Annotated in this window: 25 protein-coding genes and 1 riboswitch; of the genes, 11 read left to right on the top strand and 14 right to left on the bottom strand. The window is 62.9% G+C overall.

The genetic code is table 11. From position 1 onward, the window contains the following. Positions 1-21: 21 nt before the first annotated feature. The 4 genes from CK220_RS20390 to CK220_RS20405 are packed head-to-tail and all read left to right on the top strand — an operon-like array spanning position 22 to position 3,894. On the top strand, positions 22-882 hold the full coding sequence (locus tag CK220_RS20390; protein WP_095813244.1) for a xanthine dehydrogenase family protein subunit M: 861 nt from the start codon (positions 22-24) through the stop codon (positions 880-882). Further along, positions 882-1,358, top strand: coding sequence for a (2Fe-2S)-binding protein (locus CK220_RS20395; RefSeq protein ID WP_066997187.1), 477 nt, complete (start codon positions 882-884; stop codon positions 1,356-1,358). The genes CK220_RS20390 and CK220_RS20395 overlap by 1 nt, the downstream gene beginning before the upstream one ends. A 1-nt stretch (position 1,359) precedes the next feature. Continuing rightward, positions 1,360-3,624, top strand: coding sequence for a xanthine dehydrogenase family protein molybdopterin-binding subunit (locus CK220_RS20400; RefSeq protein ID WP_095813245.1), 2,265 nt, complete (start codon positions 1,360-1,362; stop codon positions 3,622-3,624). Positions 3,625-3,648: 24 nt separating this feature from the next. Continuing rightward, a complete protein-coding gene (locus CK220_RS20405; protein ID WP_095813246.1) occupies positions 3,649-3,894 on the top strand; it encodes a MoaD/ThiS family protein in 246 nt (81 codons plus the stop codon). Between the two features lie 76 nt (positions 3,895-3,970). Here CK220_RS20405 and CK220_RS20410 read toward each other — a convergent pair whose 3' ends face one another. The 5 genes from CK220_RS20410 to CK220_RS20425 form a co-directional block, all read right to left on the bottom strand. Next, complete coding sequence (locus CK220_RS20410; protein ID WP_095813247.1) at positions 3,971-4,420, bottom strand: DUF488 domain-containing protein; 450 nt, start codon at positions 4,418-4,420, stop codon at positions 3,971-3,973. Beyond that, a complete protein-coding gene (locus CK220_RS20415; RefSeq protein WP_095813248.1) occupies positions 4,420-5,037 on the bottom strand; it encodes a DUF488 domain-containing protein in 618 nt (205 codons plus the stop codon). The genes CK220_RS20410 and CK220_RS20415 overlap by 1 nt, the downstream gene beginning before the upstream one ends. A 4-nt stretch (positions 5,038-5,041) precedes the next feature. Continuing rightward, entirely contained in the window at positions 5,042-5,710 is a 669-nt protein-coding gene (locus CK220_RS31510; protein ID WP_141245177.1) for a hypothetical protein, read from the bottom strand. A 189-nt stretch (positions 5,711-5,899) separates the two neighbouring features. Further along, on the bottom strand, positions 5,900-7,270 hold the full coding sequence (gene tcmP / locus CK220_RS20420) for a three-Cys-motif partner protein TcmP (RefSeq protein WP_095813249.1): 1,371 nt from the start codon (positions 7,268-7,270) through the stop codon (positions 5,900-5,902). Beyond that, positions 7,230-7,997, bottom strand: coding sequence for a DUF5131 family protein (locus tag CK220_RS20425; protein WP_095813250.1), 768 nt, complete (start codon positions 7,995-7,997; stop codon positions 7,230-7,232). The genes tcmP and CK220_RS20425 overlap by 41 nt, the downstream gene beginning before the upstream one ends. A gap of 26 nt (positions 7,998-8,023) precedes the next feature. Here CK220_RS20425 and CK220_RS31515 point away from each other — a divergent pair, with 26 nt between their 5' ends. Continuing rightward, the gene (locus CK220_RS31515) at positions 8,024-8,680 is read left to right on the top strand and encodes a hypothetical protein (RefSeq protein WP_141245178.1); all 657 of its coding nucleotides are present in this window, start codon (positions 8,024-8,026) and stop codon (positions 8,678-8,680) included. A 191-nt stretch (positions 8,681-8,871) separates the two neighbouring features. Here CK220_RS31515 and CK220_RS32930 read toward each other — a convergent pair whose 3' ends face one another. After that, on the bottom strand, positions 8,872-9,060 hold the full coding sequence (locus CK220_RS32930) for a DOPA 4,5-dioxygenase family protein (protein WP_348629671.1): 189 nt from the start codon (positions 9,058-9,060) through the stop codon (positions 8,872-8,874). 230 nt (positions 9,061-9,290) lie between these two features. On the opposite strand from CK220_RS32930, the gene CK220_RS20440 reads away from it, so the two are divergent. Further along, on the top strand, positions 9,291-9,449 hold the full coding sequence (locus CK220_RS20440; protein ID WP_245429308.1) for a hypothetical protein: 159 nt from the start codon (positions 9,291-9,293) through the stop codon (positions 9,447-9,449). Positions 9,450-9,492: 43 nt separating this feature from the next. Here the strand turns inward: CK220_RS20440 and CK220_RS20445 are convergent, their stop codons facing one another. Next, positions 9,493-9,996, bottom strand: a complete 504-nt coding sequence (locus CK220_RS20445; RefSeq protein WP_245429301.1) for a group 1 truncated hemoglobin — start codon at positions 9,994-9,996, stop codon at positions 9,493-9,495. Between the two features lie 314 nt (positions 9,997-10,310). Between CK220_RS20445 and CK220_RS20450 the strand changes: the two genes are divergently transcribed. After that, positions 10,311-11,780: an HWE histidine kinase domain-containing protein gene (locus CK220_RS20450; protein ID WP_210201437.1), complete on the top strand. Its 1,470-nt coding sequence runs from the start codon at positions 10,311-10,313 to the stop codon at positions 11,778-11,780. Between the two features lie 144 nt (positions 11,781-11,924). Here the strand turns inward: CK220_RS20450 and CK220_RS20455 are convergent, their stop codons facing one another. The 7 genes from CK220_RS20455 to CK220_RS20485 all read right to left on the bottom strand — a co-directional run bounded on the left by CK220_RS20455 (position 11,925) and on the right by CK220_RS20485 (position 20,349). After that, positions 11,925-12,992 (bottom strand): HoxN/HupN/NixA family nickel/cobalt transporter, encoded by a 1,068-nt coding sequence (locus CK220_RS20455; RefSeq protein ID WP_095813254.1) that lies wholly within the window; start codon positions 12,990-12,992, stop codon positions 11,925-11,927. Positions 12,993-13,080: 88 nt separating this feature from the next. After that, a riboswitch (cobalamin riboswitch) is annotated at positions 13,081-13,272 on the bottom strand. A 437-nt stretch (positions 13,273-13,709) separates the two neighbouring features. Beyond that, positions 13,710-14,345 carry a hypothetical protein gene (locus CK220_RS31520; protein ID WP_141245180.1) on the bottom strand — a complete coding sequence of 212 codons (636 nt, stop codon included), beginning with the start codon at positions 14,343-14,345 and terminating at the stop codon, positions 13,710-13,712. 70 nt (positions 14,346-14,415) lie between these two features. Continuing rightward, the gene (locus tag CK220_RS20465; protein WP_095813255.1) at positions 14,416-14,823 is read right to left on the bottom strand and encodes a DOPA 4,5-dioxygenase family protein; all 408 of its coding nucleotides are present in this window, start codon (positions 14,821-14,823) and stop codon (positions 14,416-14,418) included. A gap of 205 nt (positions 14,824-15,028) precedes the next feature. Further along, entirely contained in the window at positions 15,029-15,778 is a 750-nt protein-coding gene (locus CK220_RS20470; protein ID WP_095813256.1) for a hypothetical protein, read from the bottom strand. Positions 15,779-16,434: 656 nt separating this feature from the next. Continuing rightward, complete coding sequence (locus CK220_RS20475) at positions 16,435-17,409, bottom strand: nucleoside hydrolase (RefSeq protein WP_095813257.1); 975 nt, start codon at positions 17,407-17,409, stop codon at positions 16,435-16,437. A gap of 139 nt (positions 17,410-17,548) precedes the next feature. After that, entirely contained in the window at positions 17,549-19,666 is a 2,118-nt protein-coding gene (locus CK220_RS20480; protein ID WP_095813258.1) for an ABC transporter ATP-binding protein/permease, read from the bottom strand. Between the two features lie 83 nt (positions 19,667-19,749). Next, on the bottom strand, positions 19,750-20,349 hold the full coding sequence (locus tag CK220_RS20485) for a LysE family transporter (RefSeq protein ID WP_245429309.1): 600 nt from the start codon (positions 20,347-20,349) through the stop codon (positions 19,750-19,752). 555 nt (positions 20,350-20,904) lie between these two features. On the opposite strand from CK220_RS20485, the gene cyoA reads away from it, so the two are divergent. The 4 genes from cyoA to cyoD are packed head-to-tail and all read left to right on the top strand — an operon-like array spanning position 20,905 to position 24,909. Continuing rightward, positions 20,905-21,813: a ubiquinol oxidase subunit II gene (gene cyoA / locus CK220_RS20490; protein WP_245429302.1), complete on the top strand. Its 909-nt coding sequence runs from the start codon at positions 20,905-20,907 to the stop codon at positions 21,811-21,813. Positions 21,814-21,815: 2 nt separating this feature from the next. Beyond that, positions 21,816-23,819: a cytochrome o ubiquinol oxidase subunit I gene (gene cyoB / locus CK220_RS20495; RefSeq protein ID WP_176479145.1), complete on the top strand. Its 2,004-nt coding sequence runs from the start codon at positions 21,816-21,818 to the stop codon at positions 23,817-23,819. Then, positions 23,816-24,502, top strand: a complete 687-nt coding sequence (locus tag CK220_RS20500; protein ID WP_095813262.1) for a cytochrome (ubi)quinol oxidase subunit III — start codon at positions 23,816-23,818, stop codon at positions 24,500-24,502. Before cyoB ends, CK220_RS20500 begins: the two co-directional genes overlap by 4 nt. Further along, positions 24,499-24,909: a cytochrome o ubiquinol oxidase subunit IV gene (gene cyoD / locus CK220_RS20505; RefSeq protein WP_095813263.1), complete on the top strand. Its 411-nt coding sequence runs from the start codon at positions 24,499-24,501 to the stop codon at positions 24,907-24,909. Before CK220_RS20500 ends, cyoD begins: the two co-directional genes overlap by 4 nt. The last annotated feature ends 115 nt before the right edge of the window (positions 24,910-25,024 follow it).

Consider the following 25,024-nt stretch of genomic DNA (forward strand, 5'->3'; position numbering starts at 1 on the left):
CATGACCACCAAGGGGAGACGATGCGCTACATACGTCCGCAATCAATAGAAGAGGCCGCCGGCCTGTTGGCCAGCGCGGCCGGCCCGGCCGCGATCCTTGCCGGAGGCAGCGACCTTCTGGTGAGGATGAAGGGCGGCTTCATCGAGCCCGAGCTGATCGTCGACATCAAGGCGATCGCGGGCCTGAGCGAAATCAAGGAAACGGCAGACGGCTTCAGCATCGGCGCCGCGGTGCCCTGCGCGGTGCTCGGCGAGAACGCGGCGCTGAAGAAGGCCTGGCCCGGCGTCGTCGAGGCGGCCAAGCTGATCGGCTCTAAGCAGGTGCAGGGACGGTGCACCATCGTCGGCAATCTCTGCAACGCCTCGCCCGCCGCCGACAGCGTGCCGGCGCTGGTGGCTGCCGGCGCCAAGGCGGTGGTCGCCGGGCCGAACGGCAGGCGCACGATTGCCGTGGAAGCCGTGCCGACCGGACCGGGCCGTACCTCCCTCGCCAAGGGCGAGATCATCGAGGCGATCCTGCTCGACAAGCCCGCGCCAAATGCGGGCGATGCCTATCAGCGCTTCATTCCGCGCACCGAGATGGATATTGCCGTGGTCAGCGCCGGCGTGAACCTGACACTCGATGAGGCGGGCGCGATCAAGGCGGCCCGCGTGGCGCTGGGCGCCGCGGCGCCCACGGTGCTGCTGGTCGAGGAGGCGGCCGAGGTGCTCGTCGGCTCGAAGCTGGATGAGGCGACGCTTGAGCGGCTCGCCAAGATCTGCGCGGGCGCCTGCCGCCCGATCGACGACAAGCGCGGCACCATCGAATTCAGACGGAAAGTTGCGGGTGTGCTGGCGAAGCGTGTCGCCACCACCGCTTATGAGCGTGCAGGAGGCAAATGATGGCCGGTGTAGCGGTTTCAACGACAATCAACGGCGATCACGTCGAATATCTTTGCCAGCCCGACGAGACGCTGCTCGACGTGCTGCGCGACCGGCTGGGGCTGACCGGCGCCAAGGAAGGCTGCGGCACAGGCGACTGCGGCGCCTGCAGCGTCATCGTCGACAACCGGCTGGTCTGCTCCTGCCTAGTGCTCGGCGCCGAGGCCGAAGGCCGCCAGATCGAGACCATCGAGGGAATGGCGCATGGCGATCAGTTGCATCCGCTGCAGCAGAAATTCCTCGAGCACGCGGCCTTGCAATGCGGCATCTGCACGCCAGGTTTCCTGATTGCGGCCAAGGATCTGCTCGAGAAGAACCCCTCCCCGACCGAGGAGGAAATCCGCTTCGGGCTGGCCGGCAATCTTTGCCGCTGCACCGGCTATGACAAGATCGTGCGCGCCGTCCAGGACGCGGCAAACGTGATGAAGGGAGCCTGAGATGAATTTCGATCCGCGCTACTCGGGACGCAGCTTCTCATCCGTCGGCACGCGCCCCCTCCGCCCCGACGGCGTCGACAAGGTGACGGGACGCGCCCGCTACGGCGCCGACTTCAACATGGCCGGGCAGCTGGTCGGCCGCGTGCTTCGCAGCCCGCACGCCCACGCGATCATCAAGAAGATCGACACGTCGAAGGCGGAAAAGCTCGCCGGCGTGAAGGCGGTGATCACGGCGAAAGACCTGCCGGACCTGACCGACGGCGATGCCGCCATGTTCGACACCCTCGACAATTGCATGGCGCGCAAGAAGGCGCTCTATGACGGCCATGCCGTGGCCGCGGTGGCGGCGATCGACGCTCGCACCGCCAGGCAGGCGCTGAAGTTGATCGAGGTCGACTATGAGGTGCTGCCGCATGTGACCGACGTCGACGAGGCGATGCAGCACCACGCTCCTCTCATCAACGACGCCATCTTCACCGAGGGGCTGGAGGAAAAACCGGTCAAGCCGTCCAACGTCTCCAAGCGCACGCAATACGGCCATGGCGACGTCCACCAGGGTTTTGCCCAGGCCGATTTCGTCGTCGAGCGCTCCTTCAAGACCGAGCAGACGCACCAGGGCTATATCGAGCCGCATGCCTGCGTGGCGAGCGTCAATCCCGACGGCACGGCCGATCTCTGGGTCTGCACGCAAGGCCATTTCGTCTATCGCCAGCATTGCGCCCAGCTGCTCGGCCTCGAAGTCTCGAAGCTGCGCGTCACCTCGTCGGAGATCGGCGGCGGTTTTGGCGGTAAGACGCATGTCTGGGCCGAGCCGGTGGCTCTCGCCCTCTCCCGTAAAGCCGGCCGTCCGGTGAAGCTGGTGATGACGCGCGACGAAGTGTTCCGCGCCTCGGGCCCGACCAGCGCCACCTCGATCGACGTCAAGATCGGCGCCAGGAAGGACGGCACGATCACCGCCGCCGAAGCGACGCTGCGCTATACATGCGGCCCCTATGCCGGCATGTGGGCGGAGATCGGCGCCATGACGGCCTTCGCCTGCTACAAGCTGGAGAACGTCAAGACGGTGGGCTACGAGGTGCTGGTCAATCGGCCGAAGACCGCGGCCTATCGCGCGCCCTCGGCACCGATGGCGGCGTTCGCGGTGGAAAGCGCGGTCGACGAGCTCGCCAAGGAGATCGGCATCGACCCGGTCGAGTTCCGCATCAAGAATGCGGCGCAGGAAGGCACCCGCGCCTCCTACGGCCCGGTCTACGGCCCGATCGGCATCGGCCCGACGCTCGAAGCGGTGAAGGAACACCCGCATATGCGCGCGCCGCTGGCTCAGAACCAGGGCCGCGGCATGGCCTGCGGCTTCTGGTTCAACTTCGGCGGCCAGACCTGCACCGACTTGAACATCGGCATGGACGGCACGGTGTCGCTCGCCGTCGGCACGGTGGATGTGGGCGGGTCGCGCGCCTCGCTGTCGCTGGTGGCGGCGGAGGAGCTCGGCATCGACTACGGCCAGGTCAAGGCGATCGTCGCCGACACCTCCAGCCTCGGTTACAACGACATGACCGACGGCAGCCGCGGCACCTTCTCCTCCTCGATGGCGACCATCTCGGCCGCCCGCAACGCCATCAAGGTGCTGCGCGAGCGCGCCGCGCAGATGTGGGACATCTCGGTCGACGACGTTGCCTGGGAAAAGGGCCACGCGGTCGCCAAGGGCGAGAAGCACGGCAATCTCGGCAAGCTGTCGCTGAAGGAGATCGCCGCGCAGTCCGGCAAGACCGGCGGGCCGATCGCCGGCCATAGCGAGCTCGTCGCCGACGGCGCGGGGGTCTCCTTCGCCACCCATATCTGCGACGTCGAGGTCGATCCCGAGACCGGCTCGACCAGGGTGATCCGCTACACGGTGGTGCAGGATGCCGGCAAGGCGGTGCACCCGACCTATGTCGAGGGCCAGTACCAGGGCGGTGCTGCGCAAGGCATCGGCTGGGCGCTCAACGAGGAGTATATCTACGGCAAGGACGGTCGGCTGCAGAATCCGGGCTTCCTCGACTACCGCATCCCGGTGTGCTCCGACCTGCCGATGATCGACACGCAGATCCTCGAGATCCCCAACCCCAACCACCCCTATGGGGTGCGCGGCGTCGGCGAGACCTCGATCGTGCCGCCGCTGGCGGCGATCGCCAACGCAGTGTCGAACGCGGTGGGCGTGCGCATGAGCCACATCCCGATGTCGCCGCCGCGGATTCTTGCAGCGCTCGAGGCCGAACGGGAAGGGTAGAGCCGAGATGAGGACCTTGCTCTAATGGTCGAAGTCACCCTCTGGGGCGCCCTCGGCCAGCTCGCCGGGGGCAAGAGCAAGGTCGAGGTCGAGGCCAAGGACATAAGGGAGCTGTTCCGCAAGCTTGCGGAACAGCATCCCGCCTTCGAACCCCTGCTCGATCGCGGCATAGCGGTCGCGATCGACGGGACGATCTATCGGGATACTTGGTCGAAGGAGTTGCCGGAGGGGGCGGAGGTGTTTCTGCTGCCGCGGTTGGCGGGGGGGTGATGGGGGCGGTTGCCTTCCCCCCGCAACCTCGCGCCGTTGATGCGGGAGGATCCGAAATATGGACGTCTTGCGCCGCTCACAAATGTCGTATTTTGAGGGGCGAACCCCATTTTGAGTTTAGATACTCGCAGACCAGACGACGGTGACAATGATGCGGCGTCGCTTCAGAACACAGTAGGCATGTTCCATCGAACATCTCAGGTCGCAAGCGCTCTTCGATTTTCCGGCTTTCCAATAGCTGTGTAAACTGCTTTTCGTAAATGCTCCAGTCGCCTTTCTCTTTCTTATAGGCATCGAGAATGTTTGCCGTCGGCGCAAGTATCGGCTGATGTACATATTGAATGCCGCCAATCTTTCTTAGGAAATACGCCAAGTCTTCCGACTTAGCGAAGCCAGCCAGCTGAGAAGTGTTGTTGAGCCGTACGTCTATCAATTTCTTCACATCGGCTTTGAGCAGCCGCTCGAAGAAGTGCTCCGCAGTCGACTTGGTGAACCCGATAGTAGAGACATGAACGGGACGCATCATCAACTCGCTGCCGTGCGCCGCTGCGTAGATTGCGGCAGCACCGCGTAGGCGACTCTTCGGGCGCGTGCGCGATAGGCATCCGCGAGCTTCGTTCGGCTGCCGTTACCAAGATCCATTTCCTGCTGATCACTGGATTCTAGAAGCCGCTGTTCGATACCTTCCTGATCGATAATTTTACCGTCAGGTAGAATATGCTTCACAACAACTCCCCGCTCGGAAAGCGCCCGCCCTACCAAGAGGCATCGGTGACAGTCTAGCGGGTCACGCTCTGAGCACATCAGGGCAATGCGGAACTTCACCGAACCGTCGATGACCCTTTTGAGACCTTCATGGAACTCTGGAGCCTTTGCCATGGACTCGTAGTCCGCCACGCCTTCGCAAAAGTATTGACTGCCGCTTGGGCGACCTCCGAGTTCCTTGCCGAGAAAAGAATAGGCTATGCCATCCATCTGGAGTTCGCTCTTGAGAAGGTCCTTGCTGAAGTGAGGGAAATGACGCGAATAAGGAGCGCTGCGCACATCAGCTATCGCGCTCACACCCGCTTTCCGGAGGAGCGTTAAGAACCGCTCGTAACTCAGCGTCGAGTGGCCAATGCTGTAAACAATTTTGTCCGACATGAAGTTATCCGTGAACGCCGTTGACCATCATATAGCATTTGTCCGCTGGATTGCCGAATGGTCGAGCCAAGCCCAACCGCACGTGAAAGCGTGCAGCTCCGGGCAATGCTTGGCGGGCTGCGTTGATCCCACCCTGTCGCCACGCTTCTTTGAGCACCTTGCTTGAGACTGCCAGCTGGTACTCGCGATGGCCATCATCGACGACGGCTTTCAGCTTCTCGAAGCTCTCCACCAATTCAATCGCATTTCTGTCGATCTGAATCGCGCCGAGTGATCGGGTTTCAGCCCCAGCAGGTACATAAACGCCTTGGAAGACACCATTCCATTGATTGTTGTTTGCCACATGATTATCGAATGCCGCAGCCACGGTCCCAAAAATAGCCGGGGAGTCACCTCCAATCCAGTTGATTGGTCCGGCATCCACAAGCTGGATGGCGTTGGCGTCGACAGGTGTGTCTTCTGTGCTATGCGGACGAGCACCCGGATGCACTTGCCCAGTTGGTAGGAATTGGATCGTCGCACCCGGCACCACACCATGCTGCTGTAGTCGAGCTAGCGTCCAGTTGGCACCGCCCGGAAGCGGGCGAACCATCTGCTGAGTGTGCGCACGCCATCCGGCGACGCAATAATTCCCAGTACTCATCTCGGTGACGTCTGTGATTATAAGTCTCATTGCGCCCGCCTGATTCTCCTATTCTTGTTGCATGTTGTCCTTCCCTTTGCTTTGGAATGCAATCCCGGCCACCGTCTCCACGCTAGCATTCGGAAATCTCGCAACATTCGCAGCGTTCAGCGAATGATCGAAGTGACGCTCTCGGAGGTGCTTCGTTTCAGGAACGAAGCACTAAATTGCGAGAGACCATTAGCCGATCTTCTGTCCCGACGAGCGATTCATGAAATGAAAACTTGTTTGCGGGTTGAGACTGATTACGTCTGACTTTCCAGGGCGAGTAGACCGACGTAATTGCCCATGCAGGTCTGAGAGGCGAAGCTCTTTCGCCCCCACCAACGCGACTGCAACACTATCGAAATCAGACCGACGCGCAGGTGTCTCGTTCGCTACATCGGCTAGAAAGCCCAAATAGCGCGCAGCCCCGTCTTGATAGCTATCGCGCAGTCGGCGCAACACATCGTCCGCCAGGCGATCTCTCATTACAGCTTCTTCATAGTCACCAAACCAGAAATCAGGCACATCTCCGGGGTTTTGTTTGGGATCGAAGCCCATGATCTCGAGGCCGCCGGTACCAAAATGCAACGAATGATTCTTAAATTTCCAGTGGCCCTCGACCATGACATCCCTAGCTGTCATATGATTCGATAGATGCACTATCCAGAGGTCCTTGTTGGCTTCCTCCGACCTTATAAAGAACGGGCTAGCAAACTTTGCTCCCGTCGCGTCTTGAAGATGACGAAGCAAAAGTCTCTCAATAACGATGCGTCCGCCTTTCCGCTCTTTCAGCTGTAAGTATTCTTTTATCTGCTCATCGGTTAACCCGACTTGGGAGACCGCACGCACCGTTTGCGGCTGATCGCTTAGATAGTCGATAAGCCAGCCTACTGCGAACGTTAGGATGACTTCTGAACCACTGAAGCTACTAAGGATGTCACGGACGAGGGGAAGCGGGGCGTCCTTGTAACCCTTCTGATCTAGCACAAACACCGAGCGGCCGACCATATTGCGCGTCCGCGCTAAGATCGCAGCCCTGATGGCGGAGTAAGCATCTGCAAAGCTAGAACGAAGAATATGTATGTCCTTATCAATTCGCCCCAAAAGGCCTGCGCTCACCAGTTTTGCTTTGAGTGTGTCGATCGCTCCTTTGTCGCTGTCGACGAAGTGGAAATCAGCGTTAATTTCGATGTGCTTGGCACGCCCTTCGTTCAGAACTCGCTTCGCATCCTCCACGAGGTGAAGAAGCAGGAGTGGAGTTCCAAACACTTCTTGCCCTCGATCGTTATACGAACCTCCGCCGCAGAACCCATCCACAAACGTAACGCGGAGGGTGTCGATTTTTGGGTTAACTGATACCGTTTCGAAATATTGCTGCAGATAGAACGCTATAAGCCTCAGCTTCGCCAGGCTATGCGCCCGGGCGGCAGGTAATGGGCCATCAGGACTCCATTTGAATCTTGTGATTGAAGTTGCTCCCAACCTTTCGTTGAAAGCAACAACAAAGAGGCTTTTCTCGTCAAGCCTATGTTGGGGTTTCAGCACCGAAAGTTGCCGGCATTTCATCGAACGTTCGGCCGTTGAGGAGCCGGCCCGTCGTTTTCTTGTTTCTACCGCCCCATTGCTTAAAGAAAAAAGCGGTGCCACTTACGCGGCACATTGACTCTATCTCGTCTACCCAAAATGCATCCATTGGACGAGCGCCGGGTCCGCTCTCGCCTCCCACGATAGCCCAATCTATGTTCTTCAAACTAACACCTGCGACCGAGCCTATCAGAGGTTCGAAGGACACAAAGCGGGTTGCGCCCGGCGCATTACGCAGTTCGTCTAGCCGCGACGCTACGCGTTTGTCCTCAACGCTTGTGCCAAGCCATACATTGGCGAGCACAGGTAGCTGCGTCGAAATCAGAACTTCGGCCATCCGGGCCGGCCGCTTTGTAAGGATCTGATACGTATGGCGCGGCGTTTCGCCCATAATTCTCCAGACCTCGCGGACGAATTCTGCAGAAACCGCAGGGTGAAACAAATCCGACATTGAGTTAACGAAAACCCGTCTCGGTTTTTTCCAATTTAGCGGTGCGTTCAGGGATTTCCAGTCAAGCCTGATATTCCCGTTCCACTTTCTCCTCCCGCCAGTCTTTCTTGTGAGGCCTTGATATTTTTCAACTCCCATGGCCTCTAACCGACCTGCCATTCGCATGGCATAACAAAATTTGCAGCCATCGGACTCGATGGAGCAACCTGCCACAGGGTTCCAGGTTGTGTCGGTCCATTCAATGGAAGTTTGCGCCATGGGAATAATCTCCTGCGAGCGACTGTATGCACCCTGCGAATTCCAACGGCAAGTTGCCTGCCGTTTCGAAACTGACAATAGATGCCAGAGGTAAAGCATTGCCTGTCGAAATTAAGAGTAACGAACGGACTGAAGCAATCAGCATCCCCTACCCTTCTTTCGTAGACGAAAGACGAAGTAATCGCGGCTTTGTCGACGTGAGGGGACGACCGGATTTGGCTGCTGAGATAGCTGAGTGCAGCGCCTCTAAAAAGTTGCAGATTTTACTTATGCGGCTGGCTGCTAGCTCCTCAAGCTTCTTTTCGATTGGCTGTGACCTTGGACATCATATCGATGGCGATGCTCCAAAAGGCCGTCGTCGAGCGGCTGGAGGGTACCTTCATCTCACCAGCAGTCTCTACAATGATATCAAGGCAGATCATTGGGCTCGGCTTTGCAATTCGGTGGCAGATGCATTGAAAGAAAGGGTACAAATGCGCGATGAATGGGAGGTGACGTTTACGTTGGCGCCCGTCATGATCAACCTCGACAGGTACCACAAGCTAACTGGCTCCATCAGCATCGCTTTCTTTGCTTGGGCAAAAACTCACCAGGATGCGCTTAGCTCGCGTGAACGCCTCATTGCGATTCTCGACGAGGGCTTGTCAGACGAGACTGTTCGTTCGGCATTTGAGATGCATTAGCGATCGTCGATTGAGGCGGATAGCGTTTCGGTTTGCTGCTCTCAATAACGCTGCCTCCACTCCCATAGTCTCTGCTGGCAAACTCCGCCTCCGCTTGTGCGAAGGCAAGGCACTGTTTTCCGCTCCCCGAAAGCGTCCCGGCTTCCCGGCCGCTTCTTCAGCTAGCCGAGCCCGAGCCCGTCGTCGATGCCTCACCCATACGCCCCCAGCGTCGGCTCCGTGTTCACCTCCAGCGCCTCCTCCGCCTCATCCTCCTCGCCCAGCACCTCCTCATGCACCCCCAGCGGCCGGCCGATCCAGACCGGGTCGACCGTATGGTCGCGCTTGGGGTTGGTGATGTTGGGGTGGATGAGGATGCTTAAACCGCCGTGGTTCCGCATCAGCCAGGGAAAGAGCGTGGCGAAGATCTGTTGGCGAAGGACACCTGATACATGGCCTGCTGATGCGGGCCGACCGGCTCGTCGCGCCAATTGCCCAGGCGCACGCGGAAACGTTCGCCGTCACGGTCCAATGAGGATCAGGCGATAATGGTCCAAGTCACCGGGGCTCGCTCAGCGCCGCAGCCGGAGGCAAGGACAAGCTCGACATCGAGGCCAAGGACATCAGGGAGCTGTTCCGCAAGCTTGCGGAACAGCATCCCGCCTTCGAGCCCCTGCTCGATCGCGGCATCGCGGTCGCGATCGATGGGACGATCTATCGCGACACCTGGTCGAAGGAACTGCCGCCGGGGGCGGAGGTTTTCCTGCTGCCGCGGCTGGCGGGGGGATAGGCGGAGCGGGACCGCCCTCGCCTGTTCGCCGGATTCTTGCGCCTCACCCCTTTTTGACAGAGCCGGCGGTGACCTCATCCTTGTGCGCGGCAAAGGCTTCCAGGACCTCGGTCTTTTCGGCCTTCGGAATCTTGAAGTGGTCGAGCGTCCGCCCGAGTTCCGCCGCGACCTCGTCGAATTCTGCGGGAGAAATCTTCAGGTCCTTGTGGGCCTCCTCGAGGCCGAGCGGCGTCGCGCCCGGCTTGGTGGCCACGAACTTGAAGGGACCGCCGGAAACATCGCACACCCATAGCGTCCGCATGAACTTGAGGCCCGGGAGCCGTTCAAGGTTCTTGGTGTGCCATTTGCGCAGCTGCGGGTTCTTGGACTTCTTGCCGACGATGGGGTTTTTCACGACGGCGTCGCTGAAGTGATCGACCACGGCTGCGATGGCGAACACGCCTCCCAGCCGTTCATATAGACTCTTGTCCGGCGCGGTCTGCTTGGTCTGCGCCAGCGCATCGCCGGCGGGCAACATAGCGGTCGACGCGGCCGCCGCCGCCAGCACGGCGACGATGCTTCGTCTTGAAAGCGAGGTCGAAACAGCCGTTTTCATCCCTGGTACCTCCGTTGGGCCAGAGCCAGCCGCTCTGGCGGCTTCAATGCGTGATTGTGGACATGTTCACTTTGCCTCAAACGGCATCGCATGAGGAACTAACGAAACTGCGCCCGGAATATTCCTCGGGAGACCGGCAGGCTGGCGTCTATTCACGATGGCTAAAATTTCGCGTGAGGGAGACGGATACATATGCGGCGCCGCGCGTTAATGCGCCTATGGCTGACGGGCTTTTCCATGAATTGTGGCCTCGCGGAAACGGCGAGATGGCGCGATTCATTCGCGAATATCCCTGGTCTGAAAGCCCGCTCGGGCCGATCGAGACATGGACGCTCAGCCTGAGGACGACGGTCGACCTGATGCTGGCGGCCGAAGCCCAGATCGTGCTGTTCTGCGGGCCAGAGTTTGTCGCGCTCTACAATGACGCCTACGCGCCGACCATCGGCGACAAGCATCCGCGGGCGCTCGGCCGTCCGGCCGAGGAAAACTGGTCCGAGCTGTGGACGGACCTCGAGCCGCTGCTGCGCGGGGTGCTTGAAACCGGCGAAACCTTCTCGGCCAGGGATCGGCCTTTCTACATCGAACGATCCGGCCTGGTCGGCGAGACGGTCTATTTCGACATCTCCTATTCCGCGGTGCGGGCGCAGGACGGCGCGGTTGAAGCCGTGCTCTGCATCGTCTCGGAGACCACGGCACGGGTGCTCGCGGCAGCAAAGGTGCGGGAAAGCGAACAGCGGTTTCGCGCCCTGGTGAATGCCAGCTCCGACGTGGTCTATCGGATGAGCCCGGACTGGCAGGAAATGCATGAGCTGGACGGCCGCGGCTTCCTGTCGACCGCCCAGGGGCCGGCGATCCGCTGGCGCGACGACTACCTCTTCCCGGAGGACCAGGCGGGCATCCAGGCGGCAATCGAGCGCGCCATCATGGAGCGCGGCGTGTTCGAGCTCGAGCACCGGGTGCGGCGCGCCGACGGGTCCGCCGGCTGGACCACCTCACGGGCGATCCCGATCGTCGACGACACCGGCACCATCCTGGAATGGTTCGGCATGGCGGCCGATATCACCGAAAAACGGGCGAGCGAGCAGCAGATCCAACTTTTGATGCGCGAGGTGAACCACCGCGTCAAAAACCAGTACGCCGTGATCCTTTCCATGATCCGCGAGACCAGCAAGCGCGCGACCGATCCGCGCGCGTTCGAACACCAGATCCGCGAACGCATCATGGCGCTGTCGCGCTCGCATGACCTTTTGGTGTTGAACGACTGGCGCGGCGCAGGCATGGCCGACCTCGTGCGCGAACATTTGCGACCGTTCGGACACGAAGAGCGCATCTCGCCATCCGGGCCGGACGTGACGTTGCGGATGAACGCGGTGCAGAACATCGGCATGGCGCTGCATGAGCTGGGCACCAACGCCACGAAATACGGCGCTCTCTCGGGCGACGCCGGAACCGTGCGGATGGACTGGCGGGTAGCGCCGGCACCCGACGGCAGCGATTTCGAGCTGGTCTGGGAGGAACAGTTTTCCGAACCTGCCGCGGCCGCCGATGCCAAGCCGCACAAAGGCTTCGGCAGCGTCGTTCTCCAGCGCGTCGTCCCCACCAGCCTCTCCGGCAGCGCCTCCATGGAACGGCTGCCCGGCCTCGTTCGCTGGACGCTTTCGGCGCCGCTGGCCAACGTCGTTGTCGCCGGCGGGGCGGAGTTGGACGGCGATGAGCAAATCGCCGGGCTGACCTGAGGCGGTTGCATCCTGGGAGAACGAACGGGGCCGGCTCGCCGCCATGTCGGGCCGAGGCGCTTCAAGGAGGCAGACTACCAGCCCGGCGGGGTCTGGTGGCTCAGAGAAAGCGGCTGGCCTCGTGCAGCCAGCCACGGCCGACCGCTATGAATTCCTTCCTGCGGATCCGATCTCTACAGCATCCAGCCCCTTGGCTTTGTAGACGACGTAGGAAATCGCCCAGGCGCCGATGAAGATGCCGATAATGGCGAAGCCTAGATTGTTGAAATTGTCGTTGAGCGTGCCGACGCCGTTCCAGAAACCGCCTGACAGACCGAGCTTGTCACCGATCAGGCCGAGCGCCTCGATGCCGCCGATCAGTACAGCGACAAGGACCGATACCAGTGTGATCGTCATGTTGTAGTACAGTTTGCGGATCGGCTTGACGAAGGCCCACTCATAGGCGCCGAGCATCATCACGCCATCGGTCGTGTCGACCAGCGACATACCGGCCGCGAAAAGCACCGGGAAGACCAGAATGGCTTCGAACGGCACGCCCTTGGCGGCTTGTGCTGCGGACACGCCGAACATGGCGACTTCGGTTGCGGTGTCGAAGCCAAGGCCGAAGAGGAAACCAAGTGGGAACATGTGCCAGCTCCGCGTCACCAGCCGGAACATCGGGCGGAAGACGCGGGCAAGGAAGCCGCGATTGTTGAGCAGCAGGTCCAGATCCTCCTCGACAAAGGCGCCACCGGCCCGCACCCGCCGATAGCTTTTATAGATCGACAGGAAGATCACGATGTTCATCGCCGCGATGGCGAGCAGGAAGAGTGCGGAAACGCCGGTACTGATCGTGCCGCCAATCTCCTGAAGGCTCTGGAAACGGCCGAGCAGGGAAGCTGCTCCCGCGACGGCCGCAGCGACAATGACGACGATCGTCGAATGGCCGAGTGCGAAAAAGAAGCCGACGGACACCGGCCGTTTGCCGTTCTGCATCAGCTTGCGAGTGACATTGTCGATGGCCGCTATGTGGTCGGCGTCGACGGCATGGCGCAAGCCCAGGCCATATATGACGAGAGCGACGCCAAGCAATGTCGGCTTGTCGTGGAACGCGACCAAAGCCCACAGCCATGCCCCGACGTTGAGAATGGCGAGTGCGCCGTAGATTGTTATGAGCCTGGCCTTCAGGTCCGGCGAGCTTTTGTTGAGCATTTTCGATAGTGCGATCAGCATGGTTCTGCCTTTGACGTTACCTGTCATCGCAGGGAACTCGCCCGCCGTCCGGCCAGGCGCGCACACCGGATCACCCCGTCCGATGTTCTGCTTTGACGTCCATGACGGCAGGTCTCCTGGCTCGCGTCTTTCCGCCATTTTCGCCTTCCCGGCCCATGCAGCCAGTGGCATCGTGAAAACGGCTCGTCGCTTACAGTTGCGGGGGCAGCCACGGCTTTGGACTTCTCCGCACCGCGTTCCCTTTTGATCCCCGAAGGGAACCATCAGCGCGAATTCGCCACAGCCCGGTTGGCCAGTCAATCGACATTCCCGACGGCCAGCGGTCTCTCACGCCATCGTGACGAGAGGATTGCAGCGGGCGCTGCGGCGCGGCCGGCGAAGCTGTGGCAAAATCATCACGCCCCGCGAACCGGCGGTCCCCGCCTGAGACCATCGTGGACGGCAGCGTGCATGCCGGCCTCGACGTGGCATTGCGTGATCTGGGCGAACAGCACCGCCTGCGGGCAAGGGTGCAAGAACTGCTCGGATCACGCCGACGTGAAGCCCGCGGCCCTGATCAAGCGATATGGAAAGGACGCTCTGTTCAGCACGGTCGAGCGAGCACTGCTTTGTTACCAGCTGCGAGCGTGGCGCCGACAACCTCGCCGTTCACCGCCAGCGGGCGGTCGATCCAAAGTCGCCCTTGGGATCGGTAGCGTCTCCGGTGGATGAGGATGCTCAAGGCCTGCACTGGCGCGCCCGCTTCAGGCATTGGTCGCCGATGTCGCGGGCAACGCAGCCGGACAGCACCTGGAAGGGTGTAAATTCTCCGCCCCGGAAAAATTGAAGGCAGTAGCTTCTTATCTCCGGCCGCAGTGTGGCCCAGTATCCGGCCAAACTGGCCTTGCGCTTGATTTCCCCATCCAGGCAATTGCGCAGTACATTTGCCTTGGCGTCCGGGAATCTCGCATGGCAGTAGGGGTCGCTTTTCAAAGCTGAAAACAGGGGTTCCGTCGTTGGTTCGCTGGGGCTGCAGGACACGCGGCCTTCGATGCAGGCCCGTCCCAACGCCGAGGCAACGAAGGGCGCGACGGTCAGATAGGTTTGGAACCTGACCTCCTTCATATAATCCCGCATGAGCCTTTGGTTAGCGTCCGGCGTGACGAGATACCAGAAAGGCTCAAGGCTGGCCCTCAGCATCGTTTCGTCGGCAAGGCACTTTCCTTTCTCGACCTGCTGCTCAGCCTTGACGAGCATTTTGGAGACAAGCGCTTTGCAATAGCCTTGCGTGTCCAATGGAGGAAATGGCGGCCCTTGCCCTGCCTCGGCAAATTGCGACGCCAGCAGTATTGCCACGGTCAAGAAAATCCGCATCGCACCCCCTATTTGTCGGCAACGCACGGGCAGCAGGGTAATATCAGATGTCGCTGCCCGGCCAAGTCGGCTATGCCTCCAACGTCGGCTCGGTATTCACCTCCAGCGCCTCTTCCGCCTCGTCCTCCTCGCCAAGCACCTCGCCCTTCACCGGCAGCGCCCGGCCTATCCAGATCGGGTCGATCAGGTGGTCGCGCTTGGGGTTGTTGGTGTTGGGGTGGATGAGGATGCTCAAGCCGCCGTGGTTCAGCATCAGCCAGGGAACGAGCGTGGCGAAGATCTCGTTGGCGAAGGAAACCTGGTACATGGCCTGCTGATGCGGGCCGACCGGCTCGTCGCGCCAGTTGCCCAGGCGCACATGGAAGCGTTCGCCGATGCGCTCGCGCAGCCATTCGGCATGCTGCCGCTCCGCCTCTCCGTCATAGTAGATATGGGCGTGATAGCTGGCGATCTCGGCGATCGGCCTGACTTCGTTCATCGCGATGCACCCCTTCGATGATTTTTTTGCGCCCGGCGGAACTGTAGCCGAAGCGCGGGCGCCTTGTCTGCAGCCGGCTGAGGCCCGCGCCTGCGGTCGGCAGGTTATCGGATATGGCGCTCCCCCGCTCCGTCTCGGCTGCGCCGAGGAAATGCCAATCGCTGAGGTTGCAACTGAGCGCGAAGGCTGGCAACGGCCCTGGTGCCTAAATCACCGCGGTGACCTTGCCCTTCGCATCGAGGCGGCAGCCGACTTTCGCCTGCCTCACTTCGATGCCGCCTTGCCTGTCATAGTCAATGCGCACCTCGATCGGCGCGTTGAGCCCGCTTCGGCGTTGACGCAAGGAGCCGGCGCTGACTGTGTAAACACGCACGGCGCCAAGGGGCTTGGCGGCCGCCGCGATCGCGGCGCGACAGGCGCGCACCACGGCGGCCGGCGTGCCCGGTATCGCCTTCAGAGATGACAGCGGCGCAACGGGATATGCTTTGGTGACCCGCCGGAGGTCGCCGCCGGCGGATTTGGAGGGCCTCAGGACTGGAGGCAGCACAATGGGCTGCGTCGCGCTCTTGGCCAAAGCGGGGGCTGTCGGGACCGCGGGCGGGTTCTGCGCAGAGGCAGCCGATACGGCGGAAGGATCGTCGCCCGTGGCGGCGCCGGTTGGTCCACTTGCGGCTGACGGATCGGCGCCCACGCTTGTCGACACGCCTGTGCTGGTGCTGCCCAAATTGCCGCCGGCATTGAGGCCGAGCGATCCGCCGCCGGTCGAGGCGCCGACATTTGCGCCGCCGACACCGTCGGCGCCGGCGCCCACGCCCACCGACACGCCTTGCGAACCGGCGCCCAATCCTGCGCCCGCGCCGACGCCGCCGACCTTGCCGCCCACGCCGACGTCAAGCGCCGAGGCAGGCCCGATCGTGATGCCGATCGCCAGCGCGGCTGCGAGGTATTTTTTCATGGCCAAACTTTTGCCATCTGCCGCTCCTCATCGAGCGTCCGCTCGACAGCGGCCTGCGAAGCCTATGTCAAGCGATGCGTCGTGCCGAGCATGGCGGCCTTCTCGTCCTTCCAGGCATCGGCCTCGGCCTTAACCGCGCGGCTGGATGCCGCTCGAAAGACGAATGATAGAGAAGCGATCTCGGTAACGCCAAGCACTGAAAAAGGCTTAGCACTTCGCCTTTCAACTTAGCTGTCGACAGCCAGGGCATGTAATGAGCTCGCCCACGCGCTGTTAACGACTAACTTTCAAATTAGTTTCAACTAATATGCAACAGAACAAGGACACTCACCGTGCCGGCGGCGATTGCCGATGCCGAAGCCGGGCGCTCGACGGAGCGGCCCCCCGCTCGGCTTATCGCCGGGAGAACATCGCGCATGGCGCAGCGCTACCGGCTGGAAGCCGCAACCCTCGTCGCGCTGGCCGACAAGGACGCGGTGCTGGTCGGCCAGGCCGACCTTTTGCGATCGATGGTCGAAGGTGCGGCGGCGACGCGATCCTGGCCCACAAAGGCGAGATCGAGACCGGCATCGCGGCGATTACGGCCACATTGCGCGACAGGCAATCGTTCCTGCTGTGAGGGCTGGCCTTGGCCAGGCCTTGAGCATGGAGAAGCGTCACGCCTTTTGCCTGGTGAGCCGCTCGAGCGCATCGACGATCAAGTCGCAGAATTTCGCATGGTCGAGCTTCATCGCCAGCGTGTGGCGGAAATCGACCTGCTCGCTCGCCGTGCCGCCGAAATGGCGCATGCCGCCCATCTTCTCGAAATTGCAGACCGTCATGCCCTTGGACCACCGTCCGGCAAGCTCGACACGGATATCGGCCTTCTCGGTGGTGAAGACGCTTGCGTCGATCATCGCCGCCACACAGCATGCGTCATGGACGGCGGGATAGGCTATCTGCAGCAGGCCGCCATGCGTGGTCGCGATGAACTCCCAGATGTCGAGGACGAATTTGGCGATCGGACCGCCGACGGCGCGCACCCTGTCCTGCAGTTGCGGGGTGGCCAAGGCCTGGTGCGTGAGGTCGAGCCCCACCATGGTCACGTCCCAACCGGCGCGGAACACCACGTCGGCAGCCTCCGGGTCGGCATAGACGTTGAACTCGGCCGCGGGCGTGATGTTGCCGCGGGTGTAGCTTCCGCCCATCGCGACGACCTTCTTCACCCGCTCGACGATGCGCGGCTCCTTCCGGATGGCCAACGCGATGTTGGTGTAGGGACCGACCGGCACCAGCGTGACGGTTTTCGGCTCATGCGACAAAACCGTCTCGATGATGAAGTCGACGGCATGGCGCTTGTCGAGCTCGAACGAGGCGGGCGGCAACTCCGGGCCGTCGAGCCCGGTCTCGCCGTGGATCTCGACCGCCAGCACCTGGTCGATGATCAAAGGACCGGGAGAGCCCTTCGCCACGGGGACTTTTATGCCGTAGGCCGTGCATACGGAGAGGGCATTGCGCGTGGTGTTCTCGACATTGTGGTTGCCCGAAACCGTGGTGATGCCGAGAAGGTCGATGTTCGGGTTGCCGGCCGCAAGCAGGATGGCGATGGCATCGTCGTGCCCCGGATCGCAGTCCAGGATGATCTTTTCCATCGGTGTCGCGTCTCCCTGGCCTGCGGCGATTACAGACCGGGGCCTCTGGTGACGTCAAGGTTGTCGTCTGGCCGAAGCGCGCCCCCTGCGGTCGATCACCACATCGGACGCGCTTGCCGCCCTGCCCTCACTGCCGGCCTCATCGCGCCTGGCCTCCTCTCGCCCCGCTTCCCCACAGCGCCCGCGCGAACACGTTGCGCTTGCCCTTGCGCGGCGCCAGCTCCACATCGCTGACCAGCTTCGCGCCGCCCTCGCGCCGCTCCAGCGTGATCTTGCGGCTGTGGAAGGCTTCCAGCTCGGCGCGGTGGGCGACGCTGATGACGGTGACCTTCGGCAGTGCCTGGATCACCGTCTGCATCATCTTGTCCTGGCTCTTCTCGTCGAGCGCCGAGGTCGCCTCGTCCAACACGACGATGTCGGGCTCATGCAGCAGCAGGCGCGCGAAGGCGAGGCGCTGCTTCTCGCCGCCGGAGAGCGTCTGGTCCCACGGCGCCTCTTCCTCGATCCTGTCCCGCAGGTAACCGAGGCCGACCTTGTCGAGCGCGGCGTCGATCTCGTCCACTGTCCAGTTGTCGGCGGCGGCCGGATAGGCGACCGCGCGCCGCAACGCGCCGGTCGGGATATAGGGGCGTTGCGGCAGCATGAACAGCCGCTTGCCGGCCTGGAAATTGACGCTGCCGCCGCCCCACGGCCACAGGCCAGCGACGGCCCGGACCAGGGTCGACTTGCCGGTGCCGGATTCGCCCGCGACCAGCACCCGCTCGCCCGGGTTGATCTCGACCTTTGTCTCCTTGACCACGCCGGTGCCGTCGTTGAGCGTGACGGAGAGATCGTCCAGGCTGAGCATGGCGCCGTTTTGCGTCTCGCCGCGCCGGATGCGCCCAAAGGACTCGCTCTCTTCGGCGCGCTCCAGCCCGTCGAGCGACATCATCAGCGAAGCGACGCGGCGCGCCGAGGCGTTCCAATCGGCCAGGCGCGGATAATTGTCGACCAGCCAGCCGAACGCGCCTTGCACGATGGCAAAGGCGGAGGCCGCCTGCATGACCTGGCCGAGCGACATCGAGCCTTCGAGGAATTTCGGCGCGCAGAGCAGCACCGGCACCACCGGCGCGAACAGCATCGACCCTTGCGAGACAATCGCGGTACGCATGTGCTGTCCGGTCAGCAGCGCCCATTGCCTCAGCACATGGCCGAAATTCCTGTCGATGCCGTTGCGCTCCTCCGCCTCGCCGCCGAGCAGCGCGATGCTTTCGCCGTTTTCGCGCACGCGCGTCAGCGTATAGCGGAATTCGGCTTCCGCCTGGTTTTTCCGCTCCGAAAGCTGCACGAAATGGCGGCCGATCACCACCATCGAGGTCGAGGTGATGGCGGCATAGATGACCGCGGTGACGACGAGGAAGCCGGGAATGGTCAGGCTCGCACCGTCGAGCGGCAAGGTGAGCGCGCCGCCGATGGTCCATAGCACGACGATGAAGGTCGAGGCCGACAAGAAGGCATTGAGGACGCCGGAGACGAAATCGACGGGGGACTCGGTGGCGATGCGCAGATCTTCGGTGAGACGGGCTTCGGGGTTCGAGTGGTCGCCGGCGACGAGATTCAGCTGATAATAACGGCCGCTGGCCAGCCAGCGCGCGATGACAGATGTGGTGAGCCAGGAGCGCCAGCGGCGCTGGATCGTCATGCGCAGGTAAACCTGAGCGACGACGAGGCTGGCGCTTCCGGCGACCAGCGGCACGAAGACGGCGCTCAGCATATAGACGGTGTGGACATTGCGCTGCTCGATGGCGTCGAAGAAGGCGCGGTTCCAGACATTGATGCCATACTGGAAGCCGACATTGACGCAGATCAGGACCAACAGCCCAATCGTGAACGGCCAGGCGAGCTTGTCGCCGTTCCGGCCCCAGTAGCCGCGCCCGCTGATCCAGAACCGCCTAAAGAGATACTTCCGGCGCGCCTGCTCGGCCTCCTCGGGCGTCAGCTTCGGACCGGGCTCGACGGATTCCGGCGGCGGCGGCGCCGGTTCGCCGACGGCCTCCGGCGTGACTTCGGCGGCCGGTTCCTTTTGCTCGTCGGATTGCTTCGGGGGCGACTTCTCTTCGCGGGGTTTTTCCGGGCGCAATCCTTCCGGGTGCGACTTTTCCGGCCGCGCCTTTCCTGGGGGTGCTTTCGTTGCGCCCGTCTTTGCGGGGCGCGACTTCCCGGCACCGCGCGGCTGGGCGCCGTCGGCCGATCTTGGCTTGAGCTTTGCTTCAGGCATCAGCCGACAACGGCTCAAAAATCAGAAGGTTTCACGATCGCGGCGAGAGATGTTGCCTGCCAGCTCGGGCCTCGAACGTCGCCTCACGCGGCAAAACCCCGCCGCGCGGCGGCCATGCCTTCCCACATCAGCCTGATCCCGAGCGCGCCGACCACGGCGCCGGCGGCGCGGTCGATCCAGTGCTTGGTGCCGAGATAGGCCGCGCGCGGCCGGCTGGAGGAAAAGGCGAAGGCGACAACCGCGTACCAGGCGAATTCGTTGAGGAAGAGCAGCGGCGGCAGGACGAAGAGCATCCAGAGCGGCGGCGAGGCCGGCAGCATGGCCGCGAACATCGAGGCGTAGAAGATCGCCGTCTTCGGGTTGGCGAGTTGCACCAGGAGCGCGCGCCGCAGCGCCCGCCAGAACGAGCCGGCGCGCGCCGAGGCATCGTTCGCGATCTCGATCGGCTGATGAGCGCCGCGCCAGATCTTTATGCCGATCCACAACAGATAGGCGCCGCCGGCGATGCGCAGGAAAATGTCCAGCCAGGCGACCTGGACGAGCAGCGCGGTCAGGCCCGCCACCGCGATGGTGGCGAAGATGAAGCCGCCGATGCCCATGCCGATCGCCGCCGCGAGGCCATCCGTGCGCTCGCCGGCGACCGCGATGCGCGAGACGACGACGAAGCTCGGCCCCGGGCTCATCGCCCCCAGCAGGAAAACGCCAAGGATGGAAAGGATGGTTGCAATCTCGGACAAGACTTCCTCCGCAGGTCGGCTGCAATTCCCTGCGCGGTACAATGCACGCGGCGCGCGCCTTGTCACCATCCTGGCGGGCGATCGGCGAGCGCGAGCATGCCGAGACGGCGTCTGGTCAGGCTGGAGCCGCGCCCTATGTCTACCACGGCCCGTCCAGCCATCGGGCAAAACACCGCCTTTTGCGGAACAAGCGGCAGTTGCTTGGGTTGGCAGCCTTGTTCAGCAGTCGTACGATGTATGGCGGAAGTGCCTCTGCACACGGGGAGACTTCAGATGAAAGCTGCCGCAGAACGCGACCCTCGCAGGCGCGAGCTTCTCAAGGATCACGGCCCAGCCGGACTGGCCGCGAAGTCTGTTTCCGGCCGCGCCGCGGCCCAGCGGCGCCGACGACGCGCCGCCCACAGTCAAGACGTCCCGCCGATCCGTTCGCGCAGAGCATGATCCGTTCCAGTGCTTTCCTTCCCTAAACCAAGGCAAGGCCGCTCGCCGCTCTGGATAGGCTTGATCGCGACGCTCTCCGGCTGCGCGGGCGGGGTGCTCGACCCGCAGGGCCCGATCGGCGCGGGCAACCGCACGATCCTGCTCAACTCGCTGGCGGTCATGCTGGTCATCGTCATCCCGACGCTGGTGGCGCTGCTTTTGTTTGCCTGGATGTTCCGCGCCTCGAACCGCAATGCCCGCTACGATCCGGAATTCACCTATTCGGGCCGCATCGAGCTGATCGTCTGGTCGATCCCGACGCTCACCATCCTCTTCCTCGGCGGGCTGATCTATTACGGATCCTACCATCTCGACCCGCGCCGGCCGATCGCCTCCAGCCAGCCGCCACTCGACATCCAGGTGGTGGCGCTCGACTGGAAATGGCTGTTCCTCTACCCGGACCAGGGCGTCGGAACGGTCAACCAGCTGGTCATCCCGGCCGGCGTTCCCGTGCGTTTCAAGCTGACCTCGGCCAGCGTGATGAACACCTTCTTCGTGCCGCAGCTCGGCAGCATGATCTATGTCATGAACGGCATGCAGACCGAGCTCAACCTGCAGGCCGACCGCGAGGGCGACTATCGCGGCCTGTCGGCGCATTTCAGCGGCGACGGCTTTTCCGACATGAATTTCCGCGTGCGGGCGGTGTCGCCCGACGAATTTGCCCGCTGGGCCTCTTCGTTGCATGGCGGCGGCGGCGTGCTCAACGCCCGCGCCTATGCCGAGCTTGCCCGGCAAAGCATCAACGCGCCGCCGGCCTCGTTCGGCGTTGTGCAGGATGGCCTGTTCGACGCGATCGTGCGCCAGACGCTGCCCCCCGGTCCGGGTCCCGCCGAAACCGCCGCCGGCGAGCCGCAGGTGAGCCCCAAGGCCGAGCCCAAGGCCGGGACGCCGGCGCCAGCCCAACAGCCGCAGCCGAAAGCGGGAGGATGACGATGCTCGGCAAGCTCGACTGGTCTGCCATTCCCTTCGATCAGCCCATCCCGCTGGGTGCCGCCCTCATCGTCTTCCTGGCGGCCGCCGCAGTGCTGATCTGGGTCACGGTGAAAGGATACTGGCCCTATCTCTGGGACGAATGGATAACCTCGGTCGACCACAAGCGCATCGGCGTCATGTATATCGTTCTGGCGGCGCTGATGCTGCTGCGCGGCTTCGTCGACGCCGTGATGATGCGCACGCAGCAGGTGCTCGCCATCCACGGGCCGGGCTACCTGCCGCCCGAGCATTACGACCAGGTCTTTTCGGCCCACGGCACGATCATGATCTTCTTCGCCGCGATGCCCTTCGTCATCGGGCTGATGAACTTCGTCGTGCCGCTGCAGCTCGGCATCCGCGACGTCGCGTTCCCGACGCTGAATTCGGTGAGTTTCTGGCTGACGGCGACCGGCGCGCTGCTGGTCAACATCTCGCTCGTCGTCGGCGAGTTCGCGCGCACCGGCTGGCTGCCCTATGCGCCGCTGTCGGAGACGACCTACTCGCCGGGCGTCGGCGTCGACTATTATCTCTGGTCGATCCAGATCTCCGGCGTCGGCACGCTGCTCACCGGCGTCAACCTGGCGACCACCATCCTCAAGATGCGCGCGCCGGGCATGGGCTATCTGCACATGCCGATGTTCTGCTGGACATCGCTCGCCTCCAACCTGCTGATCGTCGCGGCCTTCCCGATCCTCACCGCCACGCTCGCCATGCTGACGCTCGACCGTTACCTCGGCTTCCATTTCTTCACCAACGAAGCCGGCGGCAACCAGATGATGTTCATGAATCTCATCTGGGCGTGGGGCCATCCGGAGGTCTACATCCTGGTGCTGCCCGCCTTCGGGATCTATTCCGAGATCTTCTCGACCTTCTCCTCGAAGCCGCTGTTTGGCTACCGGTCGATGGTCGCCGCGACGCTGTTCATCTGCATCGTCTCCTTCATGGTCTGGCTGCACCACTTCTTCACCATGGGCGCCGGCGCCGACGTCAATGCCGCCTTCGGCATCGCCACCTCGGTCATCGCCGTCGGCACCGGGGTCAAGATCTACAATTGGCTCTTCACCATGTATGGCGGGCGGGTGCGCTTCGACACGCCGATGCTGTGGGCGCTGGGCTTCGTCACCACCTTCATCATCGGCGGCATGACCGGCGTGCTGCTCGCGGTTCCGCCGGCCGATTTCATGCTGCACAATTCGCTCTTCCTGGTGGCGCATTTCCACAATGTGATCATCTCCGGCGTGCTGTTCGCCGCCTTCGCCGGCTTCACATACTGGTTCCCGAAAGCCTTCGGCTTCCGGCTGCATGAGGGCTGGGGCAAGGCCGCGTTCTGGTTCACGCTTGCTGGCTATGTGCTGGTCTTCGTGCCGCTCTATATCCTCGGCCTGCTCGGCATGACCCGCCGTCTCCAGCATATCGACTTGGACATGTGGACGCCGTGGCTGATCGTGGCGGCCTTCGGCATTTTGGTGATGATCGTCGGCGCCGCCTGTCAGGTCGCGCAGCTCGTCGTCTCGATCAGGCATCGCGAGGAATTGCGCGACGAGACGGGCGACCCTTGGGACGGCCGCTCGCTGGAATGGTCGACATCCTCCCCGCCGCCCTTCTTCAACTACGCGCGGCTGCCGCATGTCGAGAACGAGGAACCCTACTGGACCATCAAGCAGCGGGCGATGGAGGAGCAAAGGCCCGGCGAGGACGAAAGCTATGAGCCGATCGAAATGCCGCGAAACAGCCCGACCGGCTTCGTCACCGCCTTCTTCAGCACGCTGATCGGCTTCGCGCTGATCTGGCACATCTGGTGGCTGGCGATCGTCGGCTTCATCGGGGCCTACATCACTTTCGTCGTCTTCGCCTGGCGAGAGCATGGCGACTACGAGGTCTCCGCGGAGGAGGTCGAGCGCATCGACCGCGACGGCAGGGCCGCACAGCTTGCCTGGCTGCGCAGACGGGAGCGCGTGGCATGAGCGACATCACGGCCGGCAGTGCGCCCGATCCTTACCGCCTCGGACGCTCCGGCGGGCATGGCCATGGCGGACACGGGCATGGCCTGCTCTCGGCGACCGGCCACGGCCAGGGCGGCCCGGCCTCGAAGTTCGTCACGGTGGCTTACGGCTTCTGGATCTTCCTGCTGTCCGACATCATCATGTTCTCGGCTTTCTTCGCCGCATATGCGGTCCTGTCGACAGCGACCGCCGGCGGGCCATCCGGCAAGGAGCTATTCGAGCTGCCGCGGGTTGCGGCGCAGACGGGGCTTCTGCTCACATCGAGCTTCACCGGCGGCCTGGCGACGCTCGCGACCCACCGCCGGTCGATGGCCGCCACCCAGTTCTGGCTTCTGGTCACCGGCCTGCTCGGCGCAGCCTTCCTGTTTCTCGAGGTACAGGAATTCGCGGCGATGGCGAGCGAGCAGGCAGGCCCTTCGCGAAGCGCCTTCCTGTCAGCCTTCTTCGCCCTGGTCGGCTGCCACGGCACCCATGTCGGGCTCGGCCTGCTCTGGCTCGGCACCATGATGGCGCAGCTCTGGGTGAAGGGCTTCCGGCCGGAGATACTGCGCCGGCTCCACTGCTTCGGCCTGTTCTGGCACGCGCTGGACATTATCTGGGTCGCCATCTTCACCCTGGTCTATCTCTTGGGGGCGTCGCCATGAGCGACATCGACAGCCGGACGGACGAGGAACTCGACCACCGCGATTCGGCGCCGGGCGAGGAGCGCATCACCGAGCACGAGCTGGCGGGAGGGCTGTCGGGCTACCTGCTCGGCTTCGGCCTCGCGATCCTGCTGACCATCGCCTCTTTCCTGGCGGCGCAGACCGGGCTGATCTACCAGCCGGCGGTGATCTCGGCCCTGGTGGTGCTGGCGATTGCGCAGATGGGCGTGCATCTCGTCTTCTTCCTGCACCTGACCACCGGGCCCGACAACACCAACAACGTGCTCGCGCTCGCCTTCGGCGTGCTGATCGTCGCGCTGGTCGTGATCGGCTCGGTCTGGATCATGGCCCATCTCAACCTGAACATGGCTCCGATGAGCGCCCACCAGGCCAGGATGATGCCATAAGGCGGTCGGCCCGCCGGCTGGGGCGTTTTCACCGTCACGGCCAGCTCGATCGAAGTCATGACCCCATGCCAAGGCATGGGGTCACATCGATCTCAGAGGGTTGATAGGCTTGCCG

The sequence above is a fragment of the Mesorhizobium sp. WSM3860 genome (assembly GCF_002294995.1).
Lineage (GTDB): Bacteria > Pseudomonadota > Alphaproteobacteria > Rhizobiales > Rhizobiaceae > Mesorhizobium.

What these genes read in the sequence shown, in the direction of transcription:
- CK220_RS20390 (WP_095813244.1), top strand. Translation starts at nt 22, where the DNA reads ATGCGCTACATACGTCCGCAATCAATAGAAGAGGCCGCCGGCCTGTTG.
- CK220_RS20395 (WP_066997187.1), top strand. Translation starts at nt 882, where the DNA reads ATGGCCGGTGTAGCGGTTTCAACGACAATCAACGGCGATCACGTCGAA.
- CK220_RS20400 (WP_095813245.1), top strand. Translation starts at nt 1,360, where the DNA reads ATGAATTTCGATCCGCGCTACTCGGGACGCAGCTTCTCATCCGTCGGC.
- CK220_RS20405 (WP_095813246.1), top strand. Translation starts at nt 3,649, where the DNA reads ATGGTCGAAGTCACCCTCTGGGGCGCCCTCGGCCAGCTCGCCGGGGGC.
- CK220_RS20410 (WP_095813247.1), bottom strand. Translation starts at nt 4,420, where the DNA reads ATGATGCGTCCCGTTCATGTCTCTACTATCGGGTTCACCAAGTCGACT.
- CK220_RS20415 (WP_095813248.1), bottom strand. Translation starts at nt 5,037, where the DNA reads ATGTCGGACAAAATTGTTTACAGCATTGGCCACTCGACGCTGAGTTAC.
- CK220_RS31510 (WP_141245177.1), bottom strand. Translation starts at nt 5,710, where the DNA reads ATGAGACTTATAATCACAGACGTCACCGAGATGAGTACTGGGAATTAT.
- tcmP (WP_095813249.1), bottom strand. Translation starts at nt 7,270, where the DNA reads ATGAAATGCCGGCAACTTTCGGTGCTGAAACCCCAACATAGGCTTGAC.
- CK220_RS20425 (WP_095813250.1), bottom strand. Translation starts at nt 7,997, where the DNA reads ATGGCGCAAACTTCCATTGAATGGACCGACACAACCTGGAACCCTGTG.
- CK220_RS31515 (WP_141245178.1), top strand. Translation starts at nt 8,024, where the DNA reads ATGCACCCTGCGAATTCCAACGGCAAGTTGCCTGCCGTTTCGAAACTG.
- CK220_RS32930 (WP_348629671.1), bottom strand. Translation starts at nt 9,060, where the DNA reads ATGCGGAACCACGGCGGTTTAAGCATCCTCATCCACCCCAACATCACC.
- CK220_RS20450 (WP_210201437.1), top strand. Translation starts at nt 10,311, where the DNA reads ATGGCGCGATTCATTCGCGAATATCCCTGGTCTGAAAGCCCGCTCGGG.
- CK220_RS20455 (WP_095813254.1), bottom strand. Translation starts at nt 12,992, where the DNA reads ATGCTGATCGCACTATCGAAAATGCTCAACAAAAGCTCGCCGGACCTG.
- CK220_RS31520 (WP_141245180.1), bottom strand. Translation starts at nt 14,345, where the DNA reads ATGCGGATTTTCTTGACCGTGGCAATACTGCTGGCGTCGCAATTTGCC.
- CK220_RS20465 (WP_095813255.1), bottom strand. Translation starts at nt 14,823, where the DNA reads ATGAACGAAGTCAGGCCGATCGCCGAGATCGCCAGCTATCACGCCCAT.
- CK220_RS20470 (WP_095813256.1), bottom strand. Translation starts at nt 15,778, where the DNA reads ATGAAAAAATACCTCGCAGCCGCGCTGGCGATCGGCATCACGATCGGG.
- CK220_RS20475 (WP_095813257.1), bottom strand. Translation starts at nt 17,409, where the DNA reads ATGGAAAAGATCATCCTGGACTGCGATCCGGGGCACGACGATGCCATC.
- CK220_RS20480 (WP_095813258.1), bottom strand. Translation starts at nt 19,666, where the DNA reads ATGCCTGAAGCAAAGCTCAAGCCAAGATCGGCCGACGGCGCCCAGCCG.
- CK220_RS20485 (WP_245429309.1), bottom strand. Translation starts at nt 20,349, where the DNA reads ATGAGCCCGGGGCCGAGCTTCGTCGTCGTCTCGCGCATCGCGGTCGCC.
- cyoB (WP_176479145.1), top strand. Translation starts at nt 21,816, where the DNA reads ATGCTCGGCAAGCTCGACTGGTCTGCCATTCCCTTCGATCAGCCCATC.
- CK220_RS20500 (WP_095813262.1), top strand. Translation starts at nt 23,816, where the DNA reads ATGAGCGACATCACGGCCGGCAGTGCGCCCGATCCTTACCGCCTCGGA.
- cyoD (WP_095813263.1), top strand. Translation starts at nt 24,499, where the DNA reads ATGAGCGACATCGACAGCCGGACGGACGAGGAACTCGACCACCGCGAT.